The organism is Pseudomonas sp. GW821-FHT09H03 (assembly GCF_059415945.1).
Genome location: NZ_JBWKOF010000006.1, coordinates 62,104 through 88,080, shown reverse-complemented (window position 1 = coordinate 88,080; position 25,977 = coordinate 62,104). Strand labels below are relative to the sequence as shown.

At 56.8% G+C, this 25,977-nt stretch carries 24 protein-coding genes; 9 read left to right on the top strand and 15 right to left on the bottom strand.

Annotated features, from left to right (window positions below):
• Positions 1 to 4: 4 nt before the first annotated feature.
• Positions 5 to 427: a hypothetical protein gene (locus tag AC07OG_RS10265; RefSeq protein ID WP_060540115.1), complete on the bottom strand. Its 423-nt coding sequence runs from the start codon at positions 425 to 427 to the stop codon at positions 5 to 7.
• 72 nt (positions 428 to 499) lie between these two features.
• Entirely contained in the window at positions 500 to 1,333 is an 834-nt protein-coding gene (gene galU, locus AC07OG_RS10260) for a UTP--glucose-1-phosphate uridylyltransferase GalU (RefSeq protein ID WP_060540114.1), read from the bottom strand.
• A 389-nt stretch (positions 1,334 to 1,722) separates the two neighbouring features.
• Between galU and galE the strand changes: the two genes are divergently transcribed.
• The 6 genes from galE (at position 1,723) to AC07OG_RS10230 (ending at position 7,943) form a co-directional block, all read left to right on the top strand.
• Complete coding sequence (gene galE / locus AC07OG_RS10255) at positions 1,723 to 2,739, top strand: UDP-glucose 4-epimerase GalE (protein WP_060540113.1); 1,017 nt, start codon at positions 1,723 to 1,725, stop codon at positions 2,737 to 2,739.
• A 250-nt stretch (positions 2,740 to 2,989) separates the two neighbouring features.
• Positions 2,990 to 3,235 carry a hypothetical protein gene (locus tag AC07OG_RS10250; RefSeq protein ID WP_495066957.1) on the top strand — a complete coding sequence of 82 codons (246 nt, stop codon included), beginning with the start codon at positions 2,990 to 2,992 and terminating at the stop codon, positions 3,233 to 3,235.
• 82 nt (positions 3,236 to 3,317) lie between these two features.
• Positions 3,318 to 4,427 carry a polysaccharide biosynthesis/export family protein gene (locus AC07OG_RS10245; RefSeq protein ID WP_495066956.1) on the top strand — a complete coding sequence of 370 codons (1,110 nt, stop codon included), beginning with the start codon at positions 3,318 to 3,320 and terminating at the stop codon, positions 4,425 to 4,427.
• Positions 4,428 to 4,441: 14 nt separating this feature from the next.
• The gene (locus AC07OG_RS10240; protein ID WP_495067066.1) at positions 4,442 to 5,107 is read left to right on the top strand and encodes a YjbF family lipoprotein; all 666 of its coding nucleotides are present in this window, start codon (positions 4,442 to 4,444) and stop codon (positions 5,105 to 5,107) included.
• Positions 5,104 to 5,868, top strand: coding sequence for a capsule biosynthesis GfcC family protein (locus tag AC07OG_RS10235; protein WP_495066955.1), 765 nt, complete (start codon positions 5,104 to 5,106; stop codon positions 5,866 to 5,868). The genes AC07OG_RS10240 and AC07OG_RS10235 overlap by 4 nt, the downstream gene beginning before the upstream one ends.
• On the top strand, positions 5,865 to 7,943 hold the full coding sequence (locus AC07OG_RS10230; protein ID WP_495066954.1) for a YjbH domain-containing protein: 2,079 nt from the start codon (positions 5,865 to 5,867) through the stop codon (positions 7,941 to 7,943). The genes AC07OG_RS10235 and AC07OG_RS10230 overlap by 4 nt, the downstream gene beginning before the upstream one ends.
• Before the next feature lie 365 nt (positions 7,944 to 8,308).
• On the opposite strand, the gene AC07OG_RS10225 is transcribed toward AC07OG_RS10230, so the two are convergent.
• The 6 genes from AC07OG_RS10225 to dusA all read right to left on the bottom strand — a co-directional run bounded on the left by AC07OG_RS10225 (position 8,309) and on the right by dusA (position 13,929).
• Positions 8,309 to 9,703, bottom strand: a complete 1,395-nt coding sequence (locus tag AC07OG_RS10225; protein WP_495066953.1) for an undecaprenyl-phosphate glucose phosphotransferase — start codon at positions 9,701 to 9,703, stop codon at positions 8,309 to 8,311.
• A gap of 339 nt (positions 9,704 to 10,042) precedes the next feature.
• Positions 10,043 to 10,729 carry a winged helix-turn-helix domain-containing protein gene (locus AC07OG_RS10220; RefSeq protein WP_495066952.1) on the bottom strand — a complete coding sequence of 229 codons (687 nt, stop codon included), beginning with the start codon at positions 10,727 to 10,729 and terminating at the stop codon, positions 10,043 to 10,045.
• 35 nt (positions 10,730 to 10,764) lie between these two features.
• A complete protein-coding gene (locus tag AC07OG_RS10215) occupies positions 10,765 to 11,520 on the bottom strand; it encodes an EAL domain-containing protein (protein WP_060540171.1) in 756 nt (251 codons plus the stop codon).
• Between the two features lie 29 nt (positions 11,521 to 11,549).
• Entirely contained in the window at positions 11,550 to 12,287 is a 738-nt protein-coding gene (locus tag AC07OG_RS10210) for a winged helix-turn-helix domain-containing protein (RefSeq protein ID WP_060540107.1), read from the bottom strand.
• Between the two features lie 496 nt (positions 12,288 to 12,783).
• Entirely contained in the window at positions 12,784 to 12,930 is a 147-nt protein-coding gene (locus AC07OG_RS10205; protein WP_495066951.1) for a hypothetical protein, read from the bottom strand.
• 3 nt (positions 12,931 to 12,933) lie between these two features.
• Positions 12,934 to 13,929: a tRNA dihydrouridine(20/20a) synthase DusA gene (gene dusA / locus AC07OG_RS10200; RefSeq protein WP_495066950.1), complete on the bottom strand. Its 996-nt coding sequence runs from the start codon at positions 13,927 to 13,929 to the stop codon at positions 12,934 to 12,936.
• Between the two features lie 436 nt (positions 13,930 to 14,365).
• Between dusA and AC07OG_RS10195 the strand changes: the two genes are divergently transcribed.
• Positions 14,366 to 14,716, top strand: coding sequence for a DUF6124 family protein (locus tag AC07OG_RS10195; RefSeq protein WP_495067065.1), 351 nt, complete (start codon positions 14,366 to 14,368; stop codon positions 14,714 to 14,716).
• A 122-nt stretch (positions 14,717 to 14,838) separates the two neighbouring features.
• Positions 14,839 to 15,111, top strand: a complete 273-nt coding sequence (locus tag AC07OG_RS10190; protein ID WP_495066949.1) for a DUF6429 family protein — start codon at positions 14,839 to 14,841, stop codon at positions 15,109 to 15,111.
• 170 nt (positions 15,112 to 15,281) lie between these two features.
• Here the strand turns inward: AC07OG_RS10190 and AC07OG_RS10185 are convergent, their stop codons facing one another.
• Both AC07OG_RS10185 and AC07OG_RS10180 read right to left on the bottom strand, forming a co-directional pair.
• Positions 15,282 to 16,508: a PDDEXK-like family protein gene (locus AC07OG_RS10185; protein WP_495066948.1), complete on the bottom strand. Its 1,227-nt coding sequence runs from the start codon at positions 16,506 to 16,508 to the stop codon at positions 15,282 to 15,284.
• Positions 16,509 to 16,777: 269 nt separating this feature from the next.
• Entirely contained in the window at positions 16,778 to 17,230 is a 453-nt protein-coding gene (locus tag AC07OG_RS10180; RefSeq protein ID WP_495066947.1) for a uracil-DNA glycosylase family protein, read from the bottom strand.
• Between the two features lie 434 nt (positions 17,231 to 17,664).
• Here AC07OG_RS10180 and AC07OG_RS10175 point away from each other — a divergent pair, with 434 nt between their 5' ends.
• A complete protein-coding gene (locus tag AC07OG_RS10175) occupies positions 17,665 to 20,787 on the top strand; it encodes a beta strand repeat-containing protein (RefSeq protein WP_495066946.1) in 3,123 nt (1,040 codons plus the stop codon).
• A gap of 112 nt (positions 20,788 to 20,899) precedes the next feature.
• Here the strand turns inward: AC07OG_RS10175 and AC07OG_RS10170 are convergent, their stop codons facing one another.
• From AC07OG_RS10170 to AC07OG_RS10150, 5 genes are all read right to left on the bottom strand, one after another.
• Positions 20,900 to 21,346: a hypothetical protein gene (locus AC07OG_RS10170; protein WP_495066945.1), complete on the bottom strand. Its 447-nt coding sequence runs from the start codon at positions 21,344 to 21,346 to the stop codon at positions 20,900 to 20,902.
• A gap of 59 nt (positions 21,347 to 21,405) precedes the next feature.
• A complete protein-coding gene (locus AC07OG_RS10165) occupies positions 21,406 to 22,317 on the bottom strand; it encodes a hypothetical protein (protein WP_218424455.1) in 912 nt (303 codons plus the stop codon).
• A gap of 171 nt (positions 22,318 to 22,488) precedes the next feature.
• On the bottom strand, positions 22,489 to 22,824 hold the full coding sequence (locus AC07OG_RS10160) for a helix-turn-helix domain-containing protein (RefSeq protein ID WP_162237378.1): 336 nt from the start codon (positions 22,822 to 22,824) through the stop codon (positions 22,489 to 22,491).
• A gap of 625 nt (positions 22,825 to 23,449) precedes the next feature.
• Positions 23,450 to 24,346, bottom strand: coding sequence for a DUF2950 domain-containing protein (locus AC07OG_RS10155; protein WP_495067064.1), 897 nt, complete (start codon positions 24,344 to 24,346; stop codon positions 23,450 to 23,452).
• A 26-nt stretch (positions 24,347 to 24,372) separates the two neighbouring features.
• Complete coding sequence (locus AC07OG_RS10150; RefSeq protein ID WP_495066944.1) at positions 24,373 to 25,941, bottom strand: DUF3300 domain-containing protein; 1,569 nt, start codon at positions 25,939 to 25,941, stop codon at positions 24,373 to 24,375.
• Between the last annotated feature and the right edge of the window lie 36 nt (positions 25,942 to 25,977).

The following is a 25,977-nucleotide window of genomic DNA, read 5'->3' as shown; positions in this document are numbered from 1 at the left end:
TCATTCACCGCTCAAGGCGGGCGTTCTCGAAGTGTTGCAGATGGTTCAGTAGTTCTGCGGTTTTCAGCGGCATCAGCTCGGGATCCCGGCGCGATTCAATGTTGAGGACGATAGCCGGGACGCCACGCAGGGAGCGCACCCGGAAACGCCAATCGTTGAAGATCACTTTGAGGCCGTCGCGCTCGTCGACATCCAGCGCCTTGTGGGCGTAGAGGCTTTTCAAGTGGGCCAGAAGCGGACGCGGGTCTTCGATGTGGCGATGGATGTCGCCCGAAGAAGGGAACACGCCAATGCGCTCTACCAGCAGGGATGTGCCCGCGCCGGGAAGGGTAGAGGAGGGCAACGACGGGTTTTTCGACTGCCACGCCACCACTCCGGAGTTGCCCGCATTCAGTTCGATCTCAACCGAGCTTTGTACTGTGTTCATAGTGTTTTGCCGGAATGATGGAAGTTGACGACGGCTCCGGAGCGGGAGCGTTGAGTGCGCCAGGCCCTTTGGTTAGTGGCCCTTGAGATACAGCTGCTCATAACAGAAGTTGGTCGCGTCGATGTAGCCTTCTGCGCTGCCGCAATCAAAGCGCAGGCCATCGAATTTGTAGGCCAGTACGCAGCCATTTTGCGCCTGCTTCATGAGCGCGTCGGTGATCTGGATTTCGCCGCCCTTGCCAGGCTGGGTATCGGCGATCAGATCAAAGATGTCGGGGGTCAGAATGTACCGGCCAATGATCGCCATATTGGATGGCGCGTCTTCGGGGGCAGGTTTTTCAACCATGCTGTTGACCCGGTAGATGCCGTCGGAAATCTGTTCGCCGGCGATCACCCCGTATTTGTGAGTCTGGTCGCGGGGCACTTCCTGGATGGCCACGATCGAGCAGCGGAATTTTTTGTAGAGCTCGATCATTTGCGCCAGCACGCCGTCGCCTTGCAGGTTCAGGCACAAGTCATCGGCCAGTACCACGGCAAAGGGTTCGTCACCGATCAAGGGGCGACCGCTGAGGATGGCGTGGCCCAGGCCTTTCATTTCGACCTGACGGGTGTAGGCGAATGTGCAGGTTTCTATCAGCTCCCGGGTGCTGGCCAGAAACTTTTCTTTCTCGGTACCGCGAATCTGGTGTTCGAGTTCATAACTGATATCGAAGTGGTCTTCCAATGCACGTTTGCCCCGACCGGTGACAATCGCCATGTGCTGCAGACCTGCGTCCCGAGCCTCTTCAACGGCGTATTGAATCAATGGCTTGTTGACGATCGGCAGCATTTCCTTGGGCATTGCTTTGGTAGCAGGCAGGAAACGCGTGCCGTAGCCAGCGGCGGGGAACAAGCATTTACGAATCATGGTTATATCCTGGTAAGTCGTTTTCCACAGTCAGCCGCAGACGCTATCAACGTTGGCTGTGAGTTTCGATGTGTTGCTGAACAATATGTCTTAATACATGAGGTGTGTTGTTAATAGCAATTATAAGGCTGTGTAAAACAGGCTCAATGTTATTAGTTGTCTGGTGGGATGGTATTTAGTTAGTTTTAGTCGGGGTGTTGTCGTGGAGTTGGGGTTTTTAAAGTGTTACTAAGTAAGTAGCGCTGACTCGTGCCCGGAAAAGAATATCGGGCTGCATGGGATGTGATTAAACGGCTGGACGCAATTGCATCTGCGGCCTGCGTTTGCGCGTGTTTTATCTGCAGTCACGCGATATTTGGCACTTCCAATACCCGACTATGGACCGCTCTATGAAAATTCTGGTAACAGGTGGAACCGGTTATATCGGTTCGCACACAACACTTGCACTGCTTGAGGCGGGCTATGAAGTGGTTGTGCTGGACAACCTGTGCAACAGCTCTGAAGCCGCGTTGCATGCAGTGGAAGCCATCTGCGCAAAGTCCGCATTATTGATTCGTGGAGATGTGTGCGACCGGGCATTGCTCGACCGGATATTCCAGGAACATGCCATTGATGCGGTCCTGCATTTTGCCGGGCTCAAGGCGGTGGGCGAGAGCGTGCGCAAGCCCCTTGAATACTACCAGGCCAACGTTTGCGGCAGCATCACCCTGTGTCAGGCGATGGCCGCGGCCGGTGTGTTCCGTCTGGTATTCAGTTCCTCGGCCACGGTTTACGGCGCGCCGGAACACATGCCGATCCGCGAGGATTTTCCTACGGGCACTCCCACCAACCCTTATGGGCAATCCAAGCTGATCATCGAAAACGTATTGCATGATTTGTGCGCTGCTCAGCCGCGCTGGAGCGTTGCGCTGTTGCGTTATTTCAATCCGGTCGGCGCTCACGCCAGTGGGCTCATGGGTGAGGATCCCCGGGGCATTCCGAATAACCTGGTGCCCTACATCAGTCAGGTAGCCGTAGGCAGCCTGAATGAGCTGTCGATTTTTGGTGACGATTACCCCACGGTCGATGGCACCGGCGTGCGCGATTACATTCACGTCGTGGACCTGGCGGACGGGCATCTCAAAGCACTGCAGACGATCTCTGGCGGCAGCGGAATCAATGTCTGGAACCTGGGTACGGGTGACGGCTACAGCGTTCGGCAAGTCGTGCACGCGTTCGAGCAGGCATCCGGTCGCCCGGTGCCTTATCGAGTGGAGCCGCGACGCGCGGGCGACATTGCCGAGTGTTGGGCCGATCCCTCCAAGGCTGCGCAGGAACTGGGCTGGACGGCCACTCGAAATCTGCAGGAGATGATGGCCGACACCTGGCGCTGGCAATCCAGTCATCCCAAGGGCTACCTCGAGTAAGGTTTCCTGGCGAGCCGGGGATCATCGATTACCACTCAACTGTTATCTCTGGCGACGATGTTAAAGAACGTCGGGAAAATTGACTGTTCATGTGTCCGGCAACCCCGTAGATATGAACATTGCGGTTCGACATGTGGCAGTCATGCGGTGTTGGCGACGAATTCGAACACCTTGCGGCTTGATCATGTTCTGCAATTAACTGAACGCCTGGTATCAATCCGAAACGTCGAGCACCAGGGAGGAATTTGATATGAAAAGAATGCTGGTAATAGCCCTTTTGTCCATGACAAGCAGTTGGGCAATCGCCGTAGAAGCACCGCTGACCCTGGATACGAAAGTCCTGGGTGACGTGACCGCTGCACAAGCCGCAATGGCGACTACTGCATTGGTTGCGACGGCGGTTGCAGCGTCCAACAGTGGTGGCAGTTCCAACGGCGGAACCACTGGCACTACCGGAACCACTGGCACTACCGGGACCACCGGTACAAGTAACTGAGAAAACCTGCAGCTGTAATACAAGATTGCCCGGTTAATGCCGGGTGATCTTGTTTTGCTTTGCCCCTGACTAGCGTGCTGTTATGAATCGTAGTTTTCCTTTTTTAATGCTGGCAAGTATTGCTTTGCAAGGTTGCATGTTTTCTCCAGGTCAACATCTGAGCAGCAGTGATATCACTCGCGAAGGTACCAGCGAAAGCAGTCGGGTCGAGCTTATCCCGATTACCCCCAAGCTCATCGCCATGGAAAGAGCCACCCCCGTACGTGATTCTCTGCCACCGGAGCTATTGGTGGAGCCCGCCGAATACCTGATCGGGAATAACGATGTCTTGTACATCACGGTATGGGACCACCCCGAACTCACGGCCCCGTCGGGGGCGCAGCAACAAATCGATGCCAACGGCCGCCTGGTTCGCTCCGATGGCACGCTTTACTACCCCTACATCAAAGAAATCCAGGCCGCCGGAAAGACCATCCAGCAACTGCGCTCCGATATCGCCGAGAAGTTGTCGACGTTCATTTCGGACCCGCAAGTGGATGTCGCGGTCCTGCGTTTTGCCAGCCAGAAAATCGTGGTCTCGGGTGCCGTGTTGAAGGCTGGTCCGCAGCCGATATCCACCAACCCGCTCAGCGTCGTCGAGGCCCTGGGGTCGGCCGGCATCGATCCGCTCAATGCCGATCTGTCCGGGCTGCTGTTGACGCGAAACGGGCGGGTTTATCCGCTGAACCTCGATGCGCTCAATCAACAGGATTCGGCGTTGCAGAAGGTCTACCTGCGCGGCGGTGATCAGCTGTACCTGCCCTACAACGACAACAAAAAGATTTATGTGATGGGGGAGGTCAATCAGCCACGTGCGTTGACGTTCAAGACCCGCACCATGAACCTGTCCGACGTCATCGGTTCGGTCGGCGGGTTAAACCAGAACACTTCCAACGGTAACGCGGTGTACGTCATCAGGGGCGTTGAAAACCTCGATGTCGAACCGGCCAGGATCTATCAGCTGCAAGCCGAATCGCCTTCCGCCATGGCCCTGGCCACGCACTTCGATGTGCACCCCAAGGACATCGTTTACGTCGGCCCTGCCAACGTCACTCGCTGGAACCGCTTCATCAGCCAATTGGTGCCATCGGCTTCGATTCTGGGCATAGGCGCTGCCGCGCAAAACAACCTCAGTGAAGCCAACAACCGATAAGGCCCGTGCCGACTGTGAGAACGTTGAAAGTTAGCGTCTGCTTGATGGCGGCGTCGCTGTTGTGTGGCTGTAATCCCCTGATGACCGCCTCGTTGACCAACCTGAAAGCGGCGTTCAGCGGGCCCGATGAGCTGCAGGTGACGCCGGCCCAGGTGGCGGCGGTGCAGTTTCCCCAACTCAAGCTCAGCACGCCCTCCGGCGAGGGGGTGCTGGCGATGGTGCGCCAGCGCGGCGACCTGCAGTACTGGGTCGCGTCCGGCAAGCAGGTGCTGTTGCTGCGCGACGGGCTTGCGGTACGCAGTGTCGGACTCGGTGTCGATGGCGACCTCGACGGGACGCGCTTTGACGCCGTCTCGCCGTTCCGCCAAGGACTGCATCGGCTGCCCGACGGGTACAGCAGTCGACGCTGGATCGATCTTTATCAAGGCTACGAAGTGGGTGTCGAGTTGAGCAGTCGCTTCAATCGCCAGCCCATGGAAACCATCAGGATTCTGGACAAGGAATACGCCGTGCTGCGTGTCGACGAGCATATTGATGCACCGGCTATTGGGCTGCATGCGACCAATCATTATTGGGTCGATCCGGATAACGGTTGGATTCTGCAGAGTGAGCAGCAGCTGACGAAGCAACTGCGGGTGAAGATCGTTCAGTTGACGTCTGAGCGTGGGGTTGTTCGTTGAAGCTCGCCAGGATTTTATCGACGTGCGTACTGCTGACGGCGGGCAGCGTGAGTGTGGCGGCGGTGTCCGTCACTGGCGATGTTCGCCACCCGGGGCAGGTCGACTTGCAACCCGGCGCCCGCGTACTGGACGTGATTCGTTCCGCGCAACCCAACCCTGAAGGTTACTGGCTGGCGGCCGCCTGGTTGCGCCAGTCGCTGCTCGAGGAGCAGACCCGGCTGAAAGCCGGGGTCTTGTTCGATTTGAAGGTGCTGCAACGTACCGCCTTGCTCTTCGAGCAGACCGGGCGGGCGGCATTGGCGTCGCGCCTGTACGAGCAAGTCAGCCGTTTGCCGGTCACTGGCCGGCAGGTTGCCGTCCTCGACCCGGTCGCGGTCGAGGTCGGGTTCGCCCGCAACTTCCGTCTCGATGACCGCGACAGCCTGGTCTATCCGCAACGCCCCACGGTGGTTGAAGTGCTGGGCGCTGTGGCCGTGCCGTGCCGGCTCGAGCACCGCGCCATGCAGCAGGCCAGTGACTACCTGCAAGGGTGTGCACCGCTTGCCGATGCCGAAACCGATTACCTCTGGCTCATTCAACCCGACGGTGTCACTCGCCGGGTCGGCATTGCGCCGTGGAATCGCGAGGGCGGGCAGGTGCCTGCCGCCGGCAGCAAAATTCTGGTGCCGGTCAGAACCGATGATCTGAATCCGCCCCTACCTGAACTGAATCAGCAGCTGGCTGAATTTTTTGCCACGCAACTGGCTGAGGTGGTTCCTTGAGTTTACGTTTTGCAGCTGTGTTGTTAATACCCTGTGGCCTGGCGTATGCAGAGCCACGCATAACCCAAAATGATTTCGGCGGTGTAGGCCTGTTGCAGACTCCGACGGCCCGCATGGCACCCGCCGGCGAGTTGAGTGTGAATGCCAACCGCACCAGTCCATATAGCCGCTACAGCGTTTCGTTACAGCCCTTTGAGTGGCTTGAAGGTTCATTCCGCTACACCGCGATCACCAACCGCAGATATGGCCCCGAGTCGTTGAGTGGCGATCAGAGTTATAAAGACAAGGCCGTGGACGTCAAGTTGCGGCTGTGGCAGGAAAGCCACTGGGCACCCGAGCTGGCCCTGGGCTTTCGCGACGTTGGTGGTACCGGTCTGTTCTCCAGTGAATACCTGGTTGCCAACAAGCGATACAACGACTTCGATTTCAGCGCCGGCGTTGCCTGGGGCTACCTGGGCAACCGCGGCGATTTCGATAACCCGTTAGGCGGGATCGATGACCGCTTCGATACCCGGCCTGAGGGCGATGGCACCGGTGACGTCAATACCAATGCGTATTTTCGTGGACGCCCCTCGTTGTTTGGTGGTGTGAGCTACCAGACACCTTGGGAGCCCCTCAGCCTGAAACTCGAATACGAAGGCAACGATTACAAGGACGAGCCCAAGGACAACCACATCAAGCAAGACTCGCCGATCAATCTCGGTGCGGTGTTCAAGCTGACCGACTCGGTGGATCTCAGCGCTGCCTGGGAACGCGGCAACACCGCCATGTTCGGCATTACCTTGCACACCAACTTCGTCAGCCGCAAGGCACCGGCCAAAACCTTCGACCCGCCGGCGGAGCGCCTGCCCGCGTACGCGCCGGTCACCGCACCGGACCAGGTCAATTGGGCCGACGTATCCCGACGCTTGCAGAAAAATGCGGGCTACGACGTCGAGCGTGTGGCCCAACGCGGTTCCGAGCTACTGGTGTACGGCGAGCAGACCAATTACTTCCATTCGGCAAAAGCGGTCGGTCGCGCCAGCCGAATCCTGGATAACAGCGTCAATGACGACATCGACTGGTTTACCCTGGTCAACAAGCGTTACGACATGCCCCTGGAAGAAATCAGCGTGCCTCGTGAGACCTTCCGCGAAGTGGTCAACAATGAGGAACCGCTGAAAAGTCTGCATCGCACCACCGAGGTCAACGCGGCGATGCCGCACAGGGAAACAACGCTCTATACCCAGACAAGGGATCCACTCAAATATGGTGTCGGCCTGGGCTACAAACAGAACGTCGGCGGCCCGGATGGTCTGCTCTATCAGATAAGCGCCGATGCGGATGCCGAGTATCGCTTCACGCGCAACACCTGGTGGAGCGGTTTGCTCAGCGTCAATCTGCTGAACAACTACGATAATTTTACCTACGACGCACCGAGTGGGTTGCCGCGGGTTCGAACGGATCTGCGCCAGTATATGACCACCTCTGACGTCACCATGCCGACGTTCCAGTTCAACCACGCCAGGCAACTGGACCAAGACTGGTATGGCATGGTCTACGGTGGTTACCTGGAGTCGATGTTCGCCGGTGTCGGCGGTGAAGCGCTATTCCGTCCGCAGGGGCAGCGCTGGTCCGTCGGCGCGGACCTGAACTACGTTCGCCAGCGTGACTTCGACCAGGGCTTTGGCCTGCGCGATTACTCGACTGTCACCGGTCACATCACCGGTTACACCGACTTGCCTTTCGACGCCCAGGCCGCCGTCAGCGTCGGACGCTACCTGGCGAAGGACTGGGGCGCCACGGTCGACCTGTCTCGGGAATTCGCCAACGGCGTGCGCTTCGGTGCCTGGGCCACGATGACCAGCGCCACCAGCGAGGAATACGGCGAGGGCAGTTTCGACAAGGGTATCTACGTGTCCATTCCGTTCGACGAGATGATGAGTGTGTCGACCATGCGTCGCGCCAACATCGTCTGGTCGCCATTGACCCGCGACGGTGGTGCACGACTTGGTCGCAGTTACTCGCTGCACGCCATGACCGATAGCCGCGACAGTGATCTGTTCTACCGTAACTTCGACAAGATTACTGAGTAAATCCTTGGCGCCGGCTTGCAGGCGATGCGTTCTTGAGGTTTGCGTTGGACGTTCGGACGTCATCGCTGGCAAGCCAGCTCCTACAAATTCGGTGTCGTGTGATGGAGCCGGTCTCTGTGGGAGCCGGCTTGCTGGCGATGGACTCAAGCGCGCCGCGTTTAACCAGCTTGCACGCGTTATCGTTAACGACCATCGCCAGCAGGCTGGCTCCTACAGCATCGCGCGCCCCCACCAAAAAAAACGTGCCATCCCTCTGCTGACATGACGGATGGTGGGGCGTTGGTGGCTCTCGGAAATTAATGATCACCCACGAAAAAGGGGACTTGCGTCCCCTTGTCGTGTTGCCGGTGTTGCGTGGAAAACCGTTAATAGATGTCTTTTGACAGCAAGGTAAACGGGGTTTTCACGAGGATCTTCAGATCCAGCCACAGTGACCAGTTGTTGATGTACTTAAGGTCGATCTCGACACGCTTCTGCATCTTGTCAATGGTGTCGGTCTCGCCACGGCAACCATTGATTTGAGCCAGGCCGGTAATGCCCGGTTTGATTCGATGGCGAGCCATATAGGCAAGAATCTTCCCGGAGTAGTAGTCATTGTGGGCAACGGCATGGGGACGTGGTCCCACCAGTGCCATGTGGCCTTGCAATACGTTGAACAACTGCGGCAACTCATCGATCGAGGTGCGGCGGATAAAACGCCCGACCGGCGTGATTCGCGAATCGTTGCGGCTGGCCTGCTTCACCTCGAGGTCGTCGTGCACACGCATCGAGCGGAACTTCCAGACCTGAATGACCTTGCCGTTCCAGCCATGTCGGTCCTGCTTAAAGAATACCGGCCCATGGGAAGTCAGCTTGACGGCCAGGCCAATCAGCAACAGCAGCGGGCTCAGTACGACAATGGCCATGAGCGCCACGCTTTTATCGAGCAGGCTTTTGCTCAATGCGGCGGTGGGTTGGCTGGTCAACGGGCTTTCGTTCAGATAGATCGCCGGCAGGCCATTCACGTCCCGGACCGAATGATTGAGCAGCGTCAGGCTGTTCAGGTCAGGAACCCAGACCACGTCCACATTGGCATCCAGCAGATCGACGTACATCGCTTCGATCCTGCTCGCTTCATTGAGCGGAAGCGTGATGTACAGGCGGCGGATTTCATGGGTCTTGATCAGCTCCAGGAGCTCATCCTGCGAGCCGACGACAGGTGGCGCGCTCGCTTCCAGCAAAGGTGTGGCGTCGGAACTCACCAGGCCTACCAATGGAAAGTGCTCGAGGGTACGCAGCTTGCCGGCCAATCCCAACGCCAACTCGCCAGTCCCCACAATCAGGGTTCTGCGCTCACTTTGCAGTGAACGTTGGTAGTACCTGGAAAAACCATGCAACGGGACATACAACAGCGCCTGGCCGATGTAGCCGCAGATTGCCCATACCAGAATGATCTGGCGAGAAAACAGTTCATTGGCCTTGCAGAGGAAGGCAACGATGGCCAGCGCTGCCAGGGTCATTGACCAGCCCATCAGTAGCCTGAGCAAACCTTCCAGATAATTGTCTTTCTTTGCATAGACGCCACACCAGGTATAGGCGGGCACCGATGCAAGTACAGTCAGTGTTGCACACACTCGGTAATAGAACTCTACAGTGCCCGTCTGGTTGTAAACCAATAGAAGTAACAAGGCGACAGCAACGCCTTGACCCAGTACCCACTGGCCCCAGAAGGTCAATCCTTTGAACGAGGTATTTCGATTGATACGAAGATTGTTATCCATGCGTTATCCCCAAAGTACGTCCATTCACGTGCCGCCCACGCTAGAGCCAGGTTGATATTCAACGTTATTGTTTTTGTAGGATGGCAATGCATTGACGATCGAAACGCCAAGGGACGGCGCTATTGTCAGTCAATAGATTAAGTTATTGATGTGCGGGCTGTCTGACGACTTATAACGAGGAGGAGTTTGGTTTGGTGATATATAAGGTGGTGGGTGTTAGAAATGGTCGGTAAATGTAACTTTGTTGGTGTGGTTGTATAAGAGGAGGGGCGGGGGCTATAGGCCGGGGTGCGTTATAATTATTGTTGTAGTGCACTACCAGTGAGGCTAATTACTTGCTCAGTTCAAGCTTTTTCCGCGTGTGATCTTCTGTATCAGGCAGTAGCCGCGATTCCTGACGGCGCGGAACAAGCGTTCGCCATTGCTGGCGCTCTTGAACTTCTCCTGTAGTCGGCTCAGGCACATCTCGAGACCCCGATAATGTTCAGGTTCCCGGCCGATGCTGCGGATCAGATCATCTTTGCTGACCACGCGATCATCGTGATGCAGCATGGTCTGCAGCAGTGTCGACTCCAGGCCGGTCAACTCGACCTTGATGTCATGCTTGATCAGCGCGCCGCTGCTTTTGCTCAGCCGCCAGGTTTCGGTCAATGGCGCAGGCGGTGCGGCCGAATAGGAGACGTCATCCCTGATGCTCTCCTTGGCTTTATCTGTGATAGCGGCAGTGTTATTAGGCCTGGCGTTAAACTGTGCGGATTGCCACTCGGTCTTGAACGTCGACACTATGCGCTGTGTGTCATGCTTGACAGCGGGTGGGGCAACTCTGTCCCCATGGGGGAAAATAAACTCCATTAGTTTCTGGGGTGGGGCGGGAGGGGCGGAGTTCTCGACAAACATTTTCGCCTGTGAAGTGCCCAGCGAGTTGTAGCGTTTGCTGGACAGTAATGTCTCCAGCTCCAGTTGTAGTGCGGGGCAATGAGTTACTACGACAAAATATTTTCTGGGGAGGTTCGTGCTGCTATCCATGTCTCTCTCCTGAATTGTGCACCTGGGTTGTGGGTTTAAAGGTTATCGATTGGGGAGTAGTGGCTCCCCTGGAAGTAATCAAAGGGCAGCGCTCGCGCCAGTACATGGCTGGCAGCCTTTTCGACGCGATCCGCGATAAACGATACTTTGGTGGTGTGAGCCTGCTGGGTCATGCGTTCGTAGAGTCGATTGAAAAGTTCGGGGTTGTCGGTGAGTTTAAGGCTCAAATCCAGCGTTGAAATGGAGATCTTTATGTAGTCGAAGAGATTCAGAGTGGTCAGGATCTCGCTACTTTCATCGTAGATATTGAAGCCGTCGAAAGCGATTTCGATGCCGTGATCCTTCAATTGATACAGATTGCACAGGATTTTCTTTTTATCCGTGAAACTGACTGCCGGCAATGGCAGTTCGTTTAGTGCGATAACCAGAGTCTGCCCGAAGGCCTGCAAGGTTTCGTTGCACTGGATCAACTCTTTTGACAGTGCGCAGTCGATCAGGGCTGACTGTTCCAGACAAACAAACCGACGGCTCGGATACTGGTTTTCACTGATGGTGCGGCTGTTTTTCAGCGAGAGGGCCACCCGCCGGGTCTGCATCAGTGCCTGGCTGTAGATGCCGCGCAGCTGAGGTGTTTGCGGGGCGAAAGATGCAAGCGCCGAGAGGACCTGATTGTCGTCGAATTTAATCCTGATTTCGCTGCCAAAAGGGCGGTCGTCGCGTGTGAGAATCAGCTGCCGAGACAGATAATAATTCGCGCGCTCGTATTGGGGCGCGCGCCCGGTTGCGTTCAAAATGCAATAACTCCCTTGCACGTAAATCATCAGGCGGTAAAGATCAGGCCCCTGATTAAGCGATATCCATGTCCACGAATGCTCTGAATGGCGTTGGTGCCATACGTGCCTTTTATTTTGCCGCGAAGACGGCTGATTGACTTTTCCAAGGCTCTTGGGTCATAAAAATTTACATTGAGACCCATGACTCTGGCGATTTCGTCATGGCTCAGTATATGGTTTTTTGTTAGAGCAAAAGCCTCGAGAATGCTCATTTCTGCAAACGATATATCCAGTTTTTTATAGCCCCCGACAAGGCACATGCGAGTGGGGTCTAGCAGCAGATTGTTTTCTTTTAGCCATTCCGGGCTGTTGAAAAGCTCGGCCAACACCTCGGCATTTTCGCCAGGGGTAGCGTTGAGTTTGATGCAGTGATCGGCCCCCGCGAGATAGTACTTCATCTTGTTGTAGGTGCCTGGGCCGGTGAAGACGGCAAATATTTCCAGCGCCAGATCGTCGCTGCGAATACCCTCAATCAAGGCAATGCTTTGATCAAGCGCCTGGGGTCTGTCAATGACAATAAACACCGCACGGTACAATCCGTGAGGCTTGTCTTCATTGATCGAATTGCTGTAGCAGGTGGTATCTATGGGCAAGTCATTGCCCAGGTGGCTGGTAACTAACTCCCTGAAATTCTCGGCTGACAAATGGGTCGGCCCAATGGTGAGAATCCCTGTCTGCTCCTGTGCGTGGTGGTGGCGTGAAGTGTAATTCCCTGTAAGCATCATGCTTTGACTCGGCTGGGTGCTGACGTTTGGATTTTAAAGCACCAATTCTCGTTTGTGACTGACAATTGGTAACATTTCGTTGAGATTTTAAGTCCCGGGCAAGTTTTTTAACATTACCGATACGTCGGATGTGATCGTTTGCTCTCCTGCGGCAGATGTGCTGAGTAATCCAGTTCAATATCGCGCGCAAATCGGCCATGGCGTTGTGCTATCTCTTGTCGCCATGTCCCGATTTTCCGGAGCAATTCGCCGTGTATGAGACTAAGGTGCCGGCTTCGATAAATTTCTGATCCGGCGTCATGTAATTCTGAATGTTACTGCTAGAAACTGGCCCCTGCGCCTGAATGTTCTTCCGTTATTAACTGATATATAACTCGCAAGCGTTAAGGCATAGTGGGCGACATTTGATAACAGGCTGTTTTAATGCGCGGTTCAATGAGTTTTAATTTCTCGTTTGCGTGGCTGATTTCAATAAAACTGCAGAATTCGCGCAATGTCAGGCGATGATCCCGGGCGCATTGCGTTCGGGATCGGCCAATAGCGGTGGGTTGTTCTTTAGATTGATCGGGTAGAGCGGGATGACGCGGCCTGGCAGGGAAAAACCAGCGCCAGGCTGCACGGCGACGGCCTGGTGTTCAGTCAATATTTACCGCCCCTCGAGCAACTGCGCCGCCTGATCCAGCAAAACCAAAGGCTCTTTGGCCTTGTGAATATCCACCGACAATAACTGGCGAAACTTGCGCGCCCCCGGAAACCCGGTGCCCAGCCCCAGTACATGGCGAGTGATATGGTGCATCGAACCGCCCGCATCGATATGCGCGGCGATATAGGGTCGCAGTTGCGCCAGCGCCTCGGCGCGGCTGATCACCGGCGCCGTGCTGCCAAACAGTTGCTGATCGACCTCGGCCATCACATACGGGTTGTGATACGCCTCGCGACCGAGCATCACACCGTCGAAGGTCTGCAGATGTTCGTGGCAAGCCTCCAGCGTCTTGATTCCGCCGTTGAGAATGATCTCCAGCTCCGGAAAATCCGCCTTCAACCGCGCCGCCACGTCATAGCGCAGGGGTGGAATGTCACGGTTTTCCTTCGGCGACAACCCTTCCAGAATCGCAATCCGCGCATGCACGGTAAAACTGGTGCAGCCGGCATCACGCACCGTGCCGACGAAATCGCACAGTTCCTCGTAACTGTCCCGGCCGTTGATACCGATACGGTGCTTGACCGTCACCGGAATCGATACCGCATCACGCATGGCCTTCACACAATCGGCCACCAACTGCGGATGCCCCATCAGGCACGCGCCGATCATATTGTTCTGCACCCGATCACTCGGGCAGCCGACATTCAGGTTCACCTCGTCGTAACCGTGCTCCTGGGCCATGCGCGCGCACGCGGCCAGGTCCAGCGGAACACTGCCACCGAGCTGCAACGCCAGCGGATGCTCAGCCTCGTTGTGACGCAGGAAACGATCGTGATCGCCGTTGAGCAAGGCACCGGTGGTGACCATTTCGGTGTAGAGCAGGGCGTTCTTCGACAGCAGGCGCAGGAAGAAGCGGCAGTGGCGGTCGGTCCAATCCATCATCGGGGCGACGGAGAAGCGACGGGAAAGCGGGGCAGGTGTAGCGGTGGTTACGGACATGGGGGATCTGGAATCGGTGAGGCTGGGAGGTGGGGGAGTTTATCAGGATTGAGAGGGTGGGGGCGCGAGCCCCGATACGATTGATCGGTAGCGGGGGCTGTTTAAATCAGCGGGAAAGTGTAGGAGCTTTCACTCAACTCACGTCCCCATCGCCCATATTGTTCCCCATCCGTCATCCCGATAGCCTCTTGCCGTCGCTGCAAATTCAGCGACAAGGGTGTGGAAGCCCTTCACAAGATCTAGGCGCGCAGGCGCCACCTGAATTTAGGCAGGCGCTTTTTTCATGTCTGCTGTTAAATTATGGCGGCTGTGCGCGGGGCACTTTCGGGTGCGCCGGGTTCCTGGATCCCCGGTCTTCCACACCTGCGCACAGCTGCCACCCCATCATGTGGAAGTGATGCTGGCAGTTCCTTGGTCAATTCCAGGAACCAACACAATGAAAAAAATCACTCCCGATCCTCCGATAGCCTCTAGCGATTGTGAATCGCTAAATCTCGAACAGCTTTCCGAAACCAGTCAGCGTGCTGTCAGCAAACGACTTCGCAACCCTAATCATGCTGATCCTGTCTGCCATGTCTTTACCATCGTCCCCAATGTCGACATTGAAACCCTGCTCTGTCACGCCTGCGAAACGCTCGCGTCGTTGAACGTCCTGACTACCGATCTGGCCTGTAAGCTGGAAGGGTCGCCGCGTAGTCTGGCGTTGGCGATTCAGCAGATGGCGGTGGTGGGGGAGTTGTTGGTGAATCGGGCGTTGGATAGTGTTGATCCGCCTGCTGGTATATGAAAGGGTAAGGGGAGCAAACTGAGCGGTGGACGGTTCTGGATCCCACTCAGGTACCAGCGCAATCCAGTAGCCAAGAGTTCTGCCCCCCTTTTGTCCTGTTGAATATGATCGGAGCAATGATCATGGAATACGACGAAAAATTGATTGAAGACACCGTGCTTGCCCTATTGGCAACCTTCAGTTTCGACAGCGGTCATGCCTGGAAAGGGTTCGACTTCGAGACCATGAGCCGATTGCATGAGCATGGATTCATTACTAATCCAGTGAACAAGAACAAATCGATTTGGTTGACGGAGGAAGGTCTGGAGCGAGGTCGGCAGCTTGCTGACCGGTTGTTTGGGGTGAGAGCTCCAGGCGAGCAGGCCGATGCACGCCGGTCAGTCGGCAAGGAATAAGCAATCGAACATAGGTCATCAAGTGAATGGCGTGCGGTTACCGGGACAGCGAATTCTTTTTCAAGAAGATCAAGAGCGTCTTTCCCGGTAATCCGTGAAGATTATTTGTTATCTGGCTTTTAACGGTGTCCATTAAGCTCAAATCGACACCTGGTGACCGACTCCGCCACTTAGCCAACGGTGTCGGCGATCTCGCACGCTCCGTCCACTTCAGCTGAGCTCTGGCCAGCGTTCCCTGATTTGATCAGCTTAATGGTGCGCAACACCTCCGTGACCAGAGCGACCGGGTCAGACAAGCAATCCATTTTGCTTGAAACGTTGTCCCGGTAAAGGTAGGAGTACCAGTTGAATGCTTTCCAATCCCGGCGCAGTAGGTGCGGTGGTAGTTGTGGAGTTGGCGTGCTCAGCTTATCAGCGCTTGCCATCTTCCCGTCAACGACCGGCACCACGCCGTAATGGAGCGCATCCGTTGCAACCTCTATTCGTAGCAGCATGCCCTCGACACCAATGTCAAAAAACTGTCCGACGTTCTTCAACCTCAGCTGCGTGGGCATAAACCAATGTCTGCAATTCGCCTCGCTACTGTCATGCCCACTAAAACCACTAGGCGAAGATACGGGGGCATAAAACTCGGACAATGCACGTTGCACGGCCTGAAAGAAGCCGAACAAGATAACCCCCTTGGCATGTGGTAGTGCTTGGGCAATGGCTTCGGCCACCGCCAGATTGTCCGAAGTGGTAAGAAGATCAATCACCGCATTTCGTGTGGTTTGTGTCATAGCCCGCCCCGTGATTTTCTGGACCAAATTCTTGTACTGAATAACCGCGTGCTGAAGTGCTGGCGACTCTTTTGAAGTGGTGATGCACTGCTCAAGCCAGTCGAGGATGTGCTCCTGGTACGACAATCGATGGTAACTGACGTCGCAATGACTACTTGCGTGAGCCTCCGTACCTTTCTTTGTCAGGTACCACAGTTGCCATTTCTTGCCTGAGGCCTTGCCGATATCGTCATAGCGCTTCAGCTGCTGGTCCCCGTCCAGGGCATCAATCTTGTTTTCAATCAAGATGAGGTGATCCCGCAGGTGAATCACGATATCAACACGGCCATACCCAGAGAACGTCTGCTCTTTGTGTACCCGAGCTTCGGAAAGAGAGCATTCGTGCTCGAAACCCATCGTCGACAAGAAGAGTTTGAGGAAATGCCCACCTTTACCGTGTCGGCCTTCAGGGTTCAGTAGTTCAGCGATCATCGCCGAGTGGGTGTTGACTTCGACCCGCTCGATTCTGGTGATGGCAAAGAGATTGAAAAGCTCGCCGCTCGCTGCGAGTTTCGCTTTGGCCTCCCGGACGATGCCGCCAGCCTGGCCCAGCAGCAACTGCTCTTTTTCCATAATCATTCACACTCCATTGCAATGGGGGATGGTGCGGTTGGGGTTTTTCAAACGCCGCATTCTACGGGGTTGCATGGCGACACGGTGTTCGTAATGGCGTAGATAGAATGCGACTGTCGATTGGCGGCGGCGGGATGCAAAATGATCTGTAGCGCCTGGTCAGCTTGGGTGCACGTTTCCACGTTGAAATTAATAGATCTGTCCCCCTTTTTCCGGTCCCCCTTTTTTTCCTTTTTTTTGTTTTTTTTTATTTTCAGAAGGAAGCAATGAAATTATCAAAAAGGCGTAGTCAGTGAGCCCAAAGCTCTGTCTAGGTCTATATTTTTCAGTCCCCCTGCAGGGTGTCGGAGAAAATGAAATCTGGAGTCAGTCGCAAAACCCAACATCTGGACAGCTTTGCGCGCGTGTGCACCGAACACAACGATGCGATTGTATTTACGTGCCTCGATATCTAGTCGCAACCATTCAGCGCAATAGCCGCGTACCGCAGCAGGAGGGGCTAAATCTCGCGGTTTACTTACGCCATCTTGGATCTTCTTTCCCGGGAAGCACTGGACAGTGTTCGTGATGTTGTAGTTTTGCCTTGTTCGGTTCGCTCTGTGAAATGCAGCCTCTAGGCGCACACCGACGGAACCAATCTTAGTGCTGACCACTGGTTTCCCTTTCTCCCATTCTTCAACACCAGGCGCTTGGAAGATGAGCAGGACTTGCGCATGGTTTTCTTCCATGGACAGGGGGGCCGTGCGCATTTTCTGAAAAAGCGTAGGAAGATGATCTGCGTTACGGTAGGGGCAGTGGGCGCAATGACATCCATATTGGGTGGGCATGTTGGGTGTAGCTCGAAGTAAGTACCAGATGAGGTGCATAGCACCCCGGCCAGATTTGGTGGATTCATTCTGGAGTGATTGTATGCCACCTTTCCGGATGCGGGTTTTTGCAATGGAGGTGGGAGAAGGCAAATCCAAGCATGCTGCCCAATCCCCTCATCGGTGGTCCGAAGTAGGTCGTCACGGGCCGTATGGCGAACCACACAACCTTGAGTTGACGCCTATAAAGCGGCCAGTTGTCCGACGGACGAGCTCGCGATAATGATGGCACCCGGCTATCCTCTCGCTATCATTTTTCCCCGACCCGCCCGTCATCCTGCCCGCTGGAGTACCCCATGCCAAATCTCGGTGAAACCCGAATCAACACCACCACTGCAGGCGATCAGGAAGATCCCAATGTCTTCGGCTTGATCGACGGCGGTTATGTCATCGCCTGGAGGGGCAATGGTATTGGGGATACGTTCGGAGTCTTCACCCAGCGCTATGACGCCAGCGGCGCCAAGGTGGGGGGCGAGACGCTGGTCAACACCACGGTTGCGGGTGACCAGAGCCAACCCTCGGTGGTTGGGTTGCTTGGCGGTGGTTATGTGGTGACCTGGAACGGCCTCAATGCCGGGGGGGCGGAGTGCATCTTTACCCAGCAGTACAACGCCAGCGGCGCCAAGGTGGGCGGCGAAATTGTTGTCAATACAACCACGGCCGGCCTGCGCGATTCCCCGGAAATTACCGGGCTGGCTGACGGTGGTTATGTGGTGGCATGGGAAGCCCAGGGGGCTGATGGCAGCTTCGACTCCTACCTGCAGCGCTTCAATGCCAGCGGGGCCAAGGTGGGTGGAGAAGTCTTCATCAATACCTCCATCGCAGGGCCTCAGGATTTTCCGCAGATTTTTGGCTTCCCCGATGGTGGCTACCTGGTCACATGGGAGGGTGAGGGCCCGGGAGATGACTATGGCATCTTCGCCCAGCGCTTTAACTCCGCTGGCGCCAAAGTCGGTGTGCAAACGCTGATCAACACAGGGTCAGTGGATATCCAGAGCGAGCATATGGTCGCTGTCCAGGCCAATGGCAATTACCTGGTCATCTGGGAGTCTTACCCTTTTAGTGGTGGCGTTCAGGGCACTAAAGACGTAATTGCCCAGCTGTATAACTCCGCCGGCGCCGAGATCGGTGCGCAGACCCGGCTCAACACCACGATCACCGGTGATCAGGGCGAGCCTCACGTCTCGGCCATGTTCGATGGCGGCTACCTGGTCACATGGGTGGGTAACGGACCAGGTGATGTCTACGGTGTCTACACCCAGCGTCTTAATGCCAGTGGTGCTCTGGTCGGCGGGGAAACCCTGGTCAACACGACCACAGCAGGCGATCAGGTCATCACGCGGGTGACCACCTTGGCTGACGGCGGTTATGTGGTGGTGTGGGAGTCCATCGGCCAGGACGCGGCCGGTTCCGCCGGAACCTACTTCCAGCGCTACGATGCCAGCGGCAAAAAACTCACCGGCCTGACGGGCGATGCCGCGGCCAACGTGCTGACCTGGGCGGGTGTTGGCAGCGTAGTCATCGATGCCGGTGCTGGTAACGACACGCTCACGGGCGGCAGTGCAAACGATCATCTCAACGGCGATGCCGGCAACGACGTACTCAATGGTGGTGCAGGCGCCGACAGGATGACCGGCGGCGACGGCTCTGATACCTACTTCGTCGATAACCTGCGCGATGTCGTGATTGAAACCAATGCCGTTGCCGCGACTGGTGGCATCGATACGGTCAACAGTACCCTGACGATCCACGTCCTCGGGGCCAATGTGGAAAACCTGCGTCTGCTGGCCACCACTGCCGCCAACGGTACCGGCAATGCGTTGAACAACACGATCTTTGCCGGTGCCGGCAACAACGTTCTCAACGGTGGCGCGGGCATCGATACGGCGTCCTATGCCTTTGCCTCGGGTGCGGTGACGGCCAACCTGGCCCTGACCGCCGCCCAGGCTACCGGCGGCTCGGGCAGCGATACGCTGCTGGCCTTCGAAAACCTGACCGGCAGTAACTTCAACGACACCCTGACTGGCAATGCCGCCGCCAACGTCCTCAGCGGGGGCGCAGGTAATGATGTCCTCAATGGTGCTGCTGGCGCAGACTTGTTGGTGGGGGGCGACGGCTCGGACAGTTACGTTATCGATAACGTCGGCGATGTGGTCAGCGAAACCAATGCGGTGGTCACCAGCGGTGGAACCGATACGGTCAGTAGTTCTCTGGCGGCCTATACCCTGGGCGCCAACGTGGAAAACCTGCGCCTGCTGGCAACCACTGCCGCCAACGGTACCGGCAATGCATTGAACAACACGCTCTATGCCGGTGCCGGTAACAACATCCTCAACGGCGGCGATGGCATCGATACCGCGTCCTACGCCTTTGCCGCCAGCGCGGTGGTGGCCAGTCTGGCGGTCACCACCGCCCAGGCCACCGGTGGCTCAGGCAGCGATACTTTGTTGGCTTTCGAAAACCTGACCGGCAGCAACTTCAACGACACCCTGACCGGCAATGCCGCCGCCAACACCCTCAGTGGGGGCGTGGGCATTGATGTCCTCAATGGCGGTGCCGGCAATGACATTCTCGATGGTGGCGCCGGTGCAGACAGGTTGGTGGGTGGCGACGGTTCGGACACTTACGTTGTCGAAAACGTCGCTGATGTGGTCAGTGAAACCAATGCGCTCGCCATCACCGGCGGCACCGATACGGTCAATACCACCCTGGCCAGCTATACCCTGGGCGCCAACGTGGAAAACCTGCGCCTGATGGCAACCACTGCCGCCAACGGTACTGGCAATGCATTGAGCAACACGCTCTTTGCCGGCGCCGGCAACAACATTCTCAATGGCGGCGACGGCATCGATACCGCGTCCTATGCCTTTGCCACCAGTACGGTGACGGCCAACCTGGCGCTGACCACCATCCAGGCCACCGGCGGCTCAGGCAGCGATACGCTGCTGGCCTTCGAAAACCTGACCGGTAGCAACTTCAACGACACCCTGACCGGCAATGCGGCCGCCAACACCCTCAGAGGGGGCATCGGCAACGATGTGCTTTCCGGTGGCGCCGGTAACGACCTGCTGATCGGCGGGGTGGGTGTTGACCGGCTCAACGGCGGTGTCGGAGCCGATCGCTTCGACTTCGATTTCTTGAGCGAAATGGGCCTGGGCACATTGCGCGATGTGGTGGGGGATTTCAAAACCAGCGAGGGTGACAAGATCGACCTGTCGACCCTGGACGCCAATGTCGCCACTGCCGTCAATGATGCTTTCAGCTTCATCGGGGCGAACGCCTTCAGCAGTAATGCGACCGGGCAGGTGCGTTTCGCTGGCGGCATCCTGTTTGGCAGCACCGATGCCGACACGGCTGCGGAGTTCGAGATTTCCCTGATCGGTGTGCCGACACTGGTTAGCGCGGACATTATTGCCTGATAAAGCGCTGCCGGGGCTCTATGGAGCCCCGGCGTGTTACTGCACCGCAGAGAAAGGCCAGTCGCGTGAAGCAAGGGCTGCACGCAACCGGAGTTCCATCGCAAGCGTGTTTTCAACGACCTTGATAGATTTGCACCCAGCTCAAATTAGTGGGCGTTGGCGGCGGGACCGGTCCTGCGACCGGAGAATGGTGGCCGAAGATCGCCGTGTTGGCCCACACTTTGTTGTTCTCGGCGCAGATACGTACTCCGGCGGCGAAACCGGCAATGTCCTTGCCGCAGGTGGAGATATAGACGGCGCCTGGTGCCTGTCCGGCCTGTATGTTGCCTTGCACGGAGGCCAGGAAGGTTTCCGCGTTGAGGGAAATCGCCGGGCCGGCATCCCCGATAACGTTGTTGTTACCGTGCGCCAGTACGACGATGACTGCACCCCCCGGGATGTTCAGGTTCATGTTCCTGACTGCTGCCCAGTCATGGCGTGCGGTTACCGCAGGCCAGGCGGGGTTGAGCGTGGTGTTTACGATGTCTGCATCGGTACTCATTTCAAAGACAATGGTCATGATCCATTCCTCATCAAGCGAAACTTGAATTTGGCAAAACCGTCACTGCACGTGGCTGCTCAGAGTCTGGCCGCCAGTGCCGTATCGAAGCGTGCCTTGATACGCGCCACGATCGCACCGCCGTCGAGCGTCTCCGGCAGCGCTGCAAGCGCCGGCTGGGCCTCATTCACCGCTGGCCCTGCCAGCAGGCTGATGACCTGGAGCTTTTTGTCGATGGCTTCAAGACGAGTGTTCAGCGTGTCGCTGATGCCCGTGAACTTGGCCAGCATGGTCAGATAGTTGTCGGTGGAGGGGTCCAGCTTGTCGACCTCCTTGTCGACTTTCAGTAGCTGGTTGCGCATGGATTGCTTCTGGTTCTCGTACGCCTGCAGATCGTTCAACTTGGTCACGGCTTTGCCTTCCTTGATGGAGAAGCGCACGTCGAAGAGGAACAGCGTCTGGACAATCGACTCGTCGCTGAGGAAGTCTTTGCGGTGGTAGGAGTTCTCCATCACGGTAATGAACAAGGTCATGCCGGGCGCCAGCAGTTTTTCATCGGTCTTGACCGTAATGCTGGTTTCGGTTTTCGAGCCGACACTGGTCAACAGTCCTTGTATGGCGTCAAACGCTGCATTGGCGATCAGCAGGTCCAGGTTCGTCATCGCCTGAATGGCAGCGGTGACTTCTGCCGTCGGAGTGTCCTTTTTCGCGCCATCGGGCAACTTCCCTCCGAAGATGGCCTTGCGGCACGAGTCGATCATCACGTTAACCGAGGCCAGCGACCATTCGCTCACCGTGGTCAGGTGCTGGTAGCTGCTCGAAATCATTGAGGCGTCGTCGTTGTATTTACTGTAATGCGCCTTGATCTTGTCGTTCAAAGCAGCCGTTTGCGTGGTCAGGCTCTTGTCGAGATCCGTACGCATCTGATCAACATAGGCCTGGAATTTGGCGTTCTGTTTTTGCTGTTCTTCAATCGTGTTTGACTGTCCCATGTCTGGCTCCAAGTGTTAGGTGGTATCGACCTTTCTTGTGCGCAATCACTATTTCCGTTTCCTTGGCGCATTGAAAAAGGCGACAACCAGAACATGAGCCTCGACGGCGCGTGACTCAACGCATTCAAATTGCGCGGCAGGCAAAATTTCCGGAATCTGCTTGCGCAGCGTTCAAGTGTCAGGAGAGTCGATGGCGGCCAGGAAGTTTTCCAGGTGTATGAGCGCCGCATCAGGGAGAGTGGACAGATGTTTTCGCACGTTTTGACGCAGTGGGGGCTGTACATTGCGGTGCATGTCCATTGTGCCGCGACCCAGCAGCAGCCAATCGGTGGAGACGTCCAGGAGTTCGCAGAGCGCGATTATGTTTTCCACCGTTATCCTGCCGTTCTTTCTCCAACGGCATACGGCACTTTCTGTGACGTCCAGTGCAACGGCGACGGCGTACAGTTTTGACAGGTTTCGTTGTTCCATCGCCTCACAGATTCGTACTCCGAGTGTCGATTGCATAATGTCATCCATTGAACGGGAAACTGGAAACCTGACTTTATGCATTGGAGCGTTTGACGCTGTGATCGCCCGCTCAATTGTGGGTGTGGGCATCAACAATAGGGGAGGGCACGATTAAAAATCGACGGGTTGCATAAGACCGCTCCTTGTCAGTAGTTGGTTTTTCTACGGGAGCAGAAAATCTACGCCGTTCGGGATCAGCGATGGCTCATTCAGCTATCGCCAAAAACCAGAATCAGATGCTTCTGACTCTGTTTCGGCATTTGAATGTAGGACGTTTCCACGCTTTAGGCATTGGAGTGGGTTTTGGGGGGCTGTTTCAGTATTTGTGGTGGTTGGGCTGGCGCTATCGCCAGCAGGCTGGCTCCCACAGGGGGAGGGGGGTGGTGGCTGGGATTTGGGGTTGGCCTCGGGGTTATCGGGGCGTTCTATTATTCGGGGTGGGGTATGGCTTGCGCTGTGAAGCGCATCTGCTCCGTAGAATTGACAACCTGTCTAATAGCTACACCTATGACACACCTATCGCGAACGCGAGTTGATAGCCAAGGCCAGGTTGCCTGTCGAGGTGCTCTGTCGCTATCCGCGGTTTTTATCGAGCCCCGCTTGTGCGGGGCTTGTGCCTGAATTACTTGATCTCATCCTGATCCACGGTCACCTCTTTCCAACTGTCATCGGGATCAAAGCTCTTCATCGACAGCGCCAACTTCTCACTCTCGGGCCCCAGGTCCTTCTCGAATACCTGCCCTTCATGACTGATCATGAAGCTCATCACTCCCGTATCGTCGTACTTTGCTGGCCAGGCAATCAAGGCAAAGCCCCGGATCATCTTGTCGCCAACGAGGTAGCTGTAGGCGCCACCAGGTGCCGAAGGCCCCTGGCTTTCAAGGATGCGGAAGTAGTAGCCATGCCAGGCTTCGCCGGCGATGGTTTCGCCGAACAAGGGACCCAGGGGGCTGATCTGACCGCTATCGTCGTCCGGCCAATACAGCCCGTCGTGCTTGCCGGGGGCGCTGTAGATGTTTTGCGCATACTCCAGTGCGCCGTCACCGTCACGATCCATGGATGCATATTCCATTTGCGCGTCGTGATAACTCAGCGCCGATTGCACGGCGTCGATTTCGTTGCGGCCGATTCGACGAGCACGGACTTCGGCACTGCCGGACTTCATGTCGAAGCGCCAACCGGTGGCGGTTTTTACCATGGGTATGGGCAGTGTCCAATTGTCGTTGCCGACCGCCAGCATGGCCTTGCCGTCGCTGGTTTTTTCAATTTGGTGTCGCTCCTGGTATTGCTTGAGAAACGCCTCCACATCTTTGCGCTCGGTGCCGTCGCGAGGGATGAAACTGCGCCATTCCTTGCCCAGCAACTGAGTCAGGCGTTCGTGATCGGCGTGGTCGGTGCCCAGTGCTTCGACGAAGGCTTCAGCGGCCTTTTCTGGTGTTGGAAATTCCTGCTGCGCCATGGCGATGCACGACCAGGCCAGACCGGCAGTTATCGCCAGGGCACTGAGGCGCAAGCCCATGCGTGCCTTTACTCGAGGATTGTTATTCAACGACGGCCCCCTCTTGAACCTGAACGCGCTGGCGGATTGGATGGCCGACTGACCTGATGGCCAGCTGATCGCGAAGCGCTGGGGCGCTGAGCGGATGCCTGGCTGGCCCGGCCACGACTGGCTTGTGCGTTGACTTGAGAAGGTTTGCGTGCCCCGGCGAATGCGTTGTTGCGCGTACCGCTCTTGTTGGCGGCCGTCGCAGTTGGGCGTTTTTGCGTAGTCTGGCGCGCCTGTGCCTTGCCCTGTGCGCGTTGATTGGTCTGAGCGGTCTGCCGGCGGGGTTGCTGAGCTTCCCGGGTGTTTCTGGCTGTGCCCTGGCTTCTGTCGGTCGCGTTCGGTCTGTTGGTGCCTGCTTGCTGGCGATTGTTTGCCGCCGTTCTGGTCTGGGCTTCGCGCGCCCGATCACGGGCTTGTTGGTTGCTAGTGGCAGGGCGTTCGATGCCGGCCCTGTCCATCGAGGTGCGGGCATTTTCCCTGGCCTGGTTGCGCTGAGCACTCTCGCGCGCCTGGGCTCGTTGAGCGTTGTCGCCTCTATAGGCCTGGCGCTGATTGGCCCCGTCCAGTTGCCGGCCGTACTGCTCGCGGCTGCGATTGTCGCGATAGGGTACGCCGTTGCGGTGGGTGGAGTTGTGCTGCCACTTGTTCGAATTGTTGGTGATGCGGTTGTTGCCGTTGATGTTGTTGTAGCGGTCGACGTCGATTTCTACGTCGTTGTCGCCCCAGTCACACTCACCCCACAACGCACCGACGATTGCCACGCCGGTACCAAACGCCAGTCCGGCCATCAATGCCTGACCGGGGTAGTACGCAGGCGGCGGTGGATAGTACGCAGGCGGCGACGCCGGATAAGGCCAGGTGCCGTAGGTGGTGGTTGGATTATAAGTAGGGACGTATACGACTTGCGGATCAGCGGGCTCAATGATGATGGTGGAACTGCTGGCCGGTGCTGGCGCCGCGGGAGCGGATTCCTGCGCCGGTGCTGGCTCCGGTGTCGGGGGTGCGATGTTCTGGATAGTCACGTTCTGATACTGGTTGCTCTGCAGGTTGCCTGCTGCCTGCGCCTGATGACGCAAGCGTTGCACAGCGCCCATGACATCGTCGGGCTGGGCCAGGAAGGCATCACCTACCCGTTGTACCCAGACGGGATCCTGCCCCAGGGTAGCCAGAACCTGCGGGAAGGCGACCAGCGCCTGCACACTGGGGTCCCAGGGTTTGGTCGCTACCTGCCTGACGGCATCATCACCCTTGGCGTCGGGATTTCCCCTGGACCAGAACACCGCCTCGGCGACTTCCCCGGGATAAGTGCTGGCCATCAGCACCTGGGCCAGCAGCGGGTCCGGGTAAAGTGCAATGGGAGCCAGCATCTGATCCAGCTGTTCCTGGGTAAATACGGGATCTTTTGCCGGGACAGGTGCCGATGCCGACGCGGGTAGGGGGGCCGGGGCCGGTGTGGTACCGGGAGTGACTGCGGGTGGGGTTGCGGCCGCAACCACTGGCTGTGCCAGGCAGTTGGATCCGCTCAAAAAAAGGACAGCTGACAACACGTAATTAAATGGAATGCGCATTGCAGCTCCATGTGGTCAGGCACGTTTGAAATGAGT

Excerpts from the sequence above, each read along its gene's own strand:
- AC07OG_RS10265 (WP_060540115.1), bottom strand. The coding sequence starts at position 427 with ATGAACACAGTACAAAGCTCGGTTGAGATCGAACTGAATGCGGGCAAC.
- galU (WP_060540114.1), bottom strand. The coding sequence starts at position 1,333 with ATGATTCGTAAATGCTTGTTCCCCGCCGCTGGCTACGGCACGCGTTTC.
- galE (WP_060540113.1), top strand. The coding sequence starts at position 1,723 with ATGAAAATTCTGGTAACAGGTGGAACCGGTTATATCGGTTCGCACACA.
- AC07OG_RS10250 (WP_495066957.1), top strand. The coding sequence starts at position 2,990 with ATGAAAAGAATGCTGGTAATAGCCCTTTTGTCCATGACAAGCAGTTGG.
- AC07OG_RS10245 (WP_495066956.1), top strand. The coding sequence starts at position 3,318 with ATGAATCGTAGTTTTCCTTTTTTAATGCTGGCAAGTATTGCTTTGCAA.
- AC07OG_RS10225 (WP_495066953.1), bottom strand. The coding sequence starts at position 9,703 with ATGGATAACAATCTTCGTATCAATCGAAATACCTCGTTCAAAGGATTG.
- AC07OG_RS10220 (WP_495066952.1), bottom strand. The coding sequence starts at position 10,729 with ATGGATAGCAGCACGAACCTCCCCAGAAAATATTTTGTCGTAGTAACT.
- AC07OG_RS10210 (WP_060540107.1), bottom strand. The coding sequence starts at position 12,287 with ATGATGCTTACAGGGAATTACACTTCACGCCACCACCACGCACAGGAG.
- dusA (WP_495066950.1), bottom strand. The coding sequence starts at position 13,929 with ATGTCCGTAACCACCGCTACACCTGCCCCGCTTTCCCGTCGCTTCTCC.
- AC07OG_RS10195 (WP_495067065.1), top strand. The coding sequence starts at position 14,366 with ATGAAAAAAATCACTCCCGATCCTCCGATAGCCTCTAGCGATTGTGAA.
- AC07OG_RS10190 (WP_495066949.1), top strand. The coding sequence starts at position 14,839 with ATGGAATACGACGAAAAATTGATTGAAGACACCGTGCTTGCCCTATTG.
- AC07OG_RS10185 (WP_495066948.1), bottom strand. The coding sequence starts at position 16,508 with ATGATTATGGAAAAAGAGCAGTTGCTGCTGGGCCAGGCTGGCGGCATC.
- AC07OG_RS10180 (WP_495066947.1), bottom strand. The coding sequence starts at position 17,230 with ATGGAAGAAAACCATGCGCAAGTCCTGCTCATCTTCCAAGCGCCTGGT.
- AC07OG_RS10175 (WP_495066946.1), top strand. The coding sequence starts at position 17,665 with ATGCCAAATCTCGGTGAAACCCGAATCAACACCACCACTGCAGGCGAT.
- AC07OG_RS10170 (WP_495066945.1), bottom strand. The coding sequence starts at position 21,346 with ATGACCATTGTCTTTGAAATGAGTACCGATGCAGACATCGTAAACACC.
- AC07OG_RS10165 (WP_218424455.1), bottom strand. The coding sequence starts at position 22,317 with ATGGGACAGTCAAACACGATTGAAGAACAGCAAAAACAGAACGCCAAA.
- AC07OG_RS10160 (WP_162237378.1), bottom strand. The coding sequence starts at position 22,824 with ATGCAATCGACACTCGGAGTACGAATCTGTGAGGCGATGGAACAACGA.
- AC07OG_RS10155 (WP_495067064.1), bottom strand. The coding sequence starts at position 24,346 with ATGGGCTTGCGCCTCAGTGCCCTGGCGATAACTGCCGGTCTGGCCTGG.
- AC07OG_RS10150 (WP_495066944.1), bottom strand. The coding sequence starts at position 25,941 with ATGCGCATTCCATTTAATTACGTGTTGTCAGCTGTCCTTTTTTTGAGC.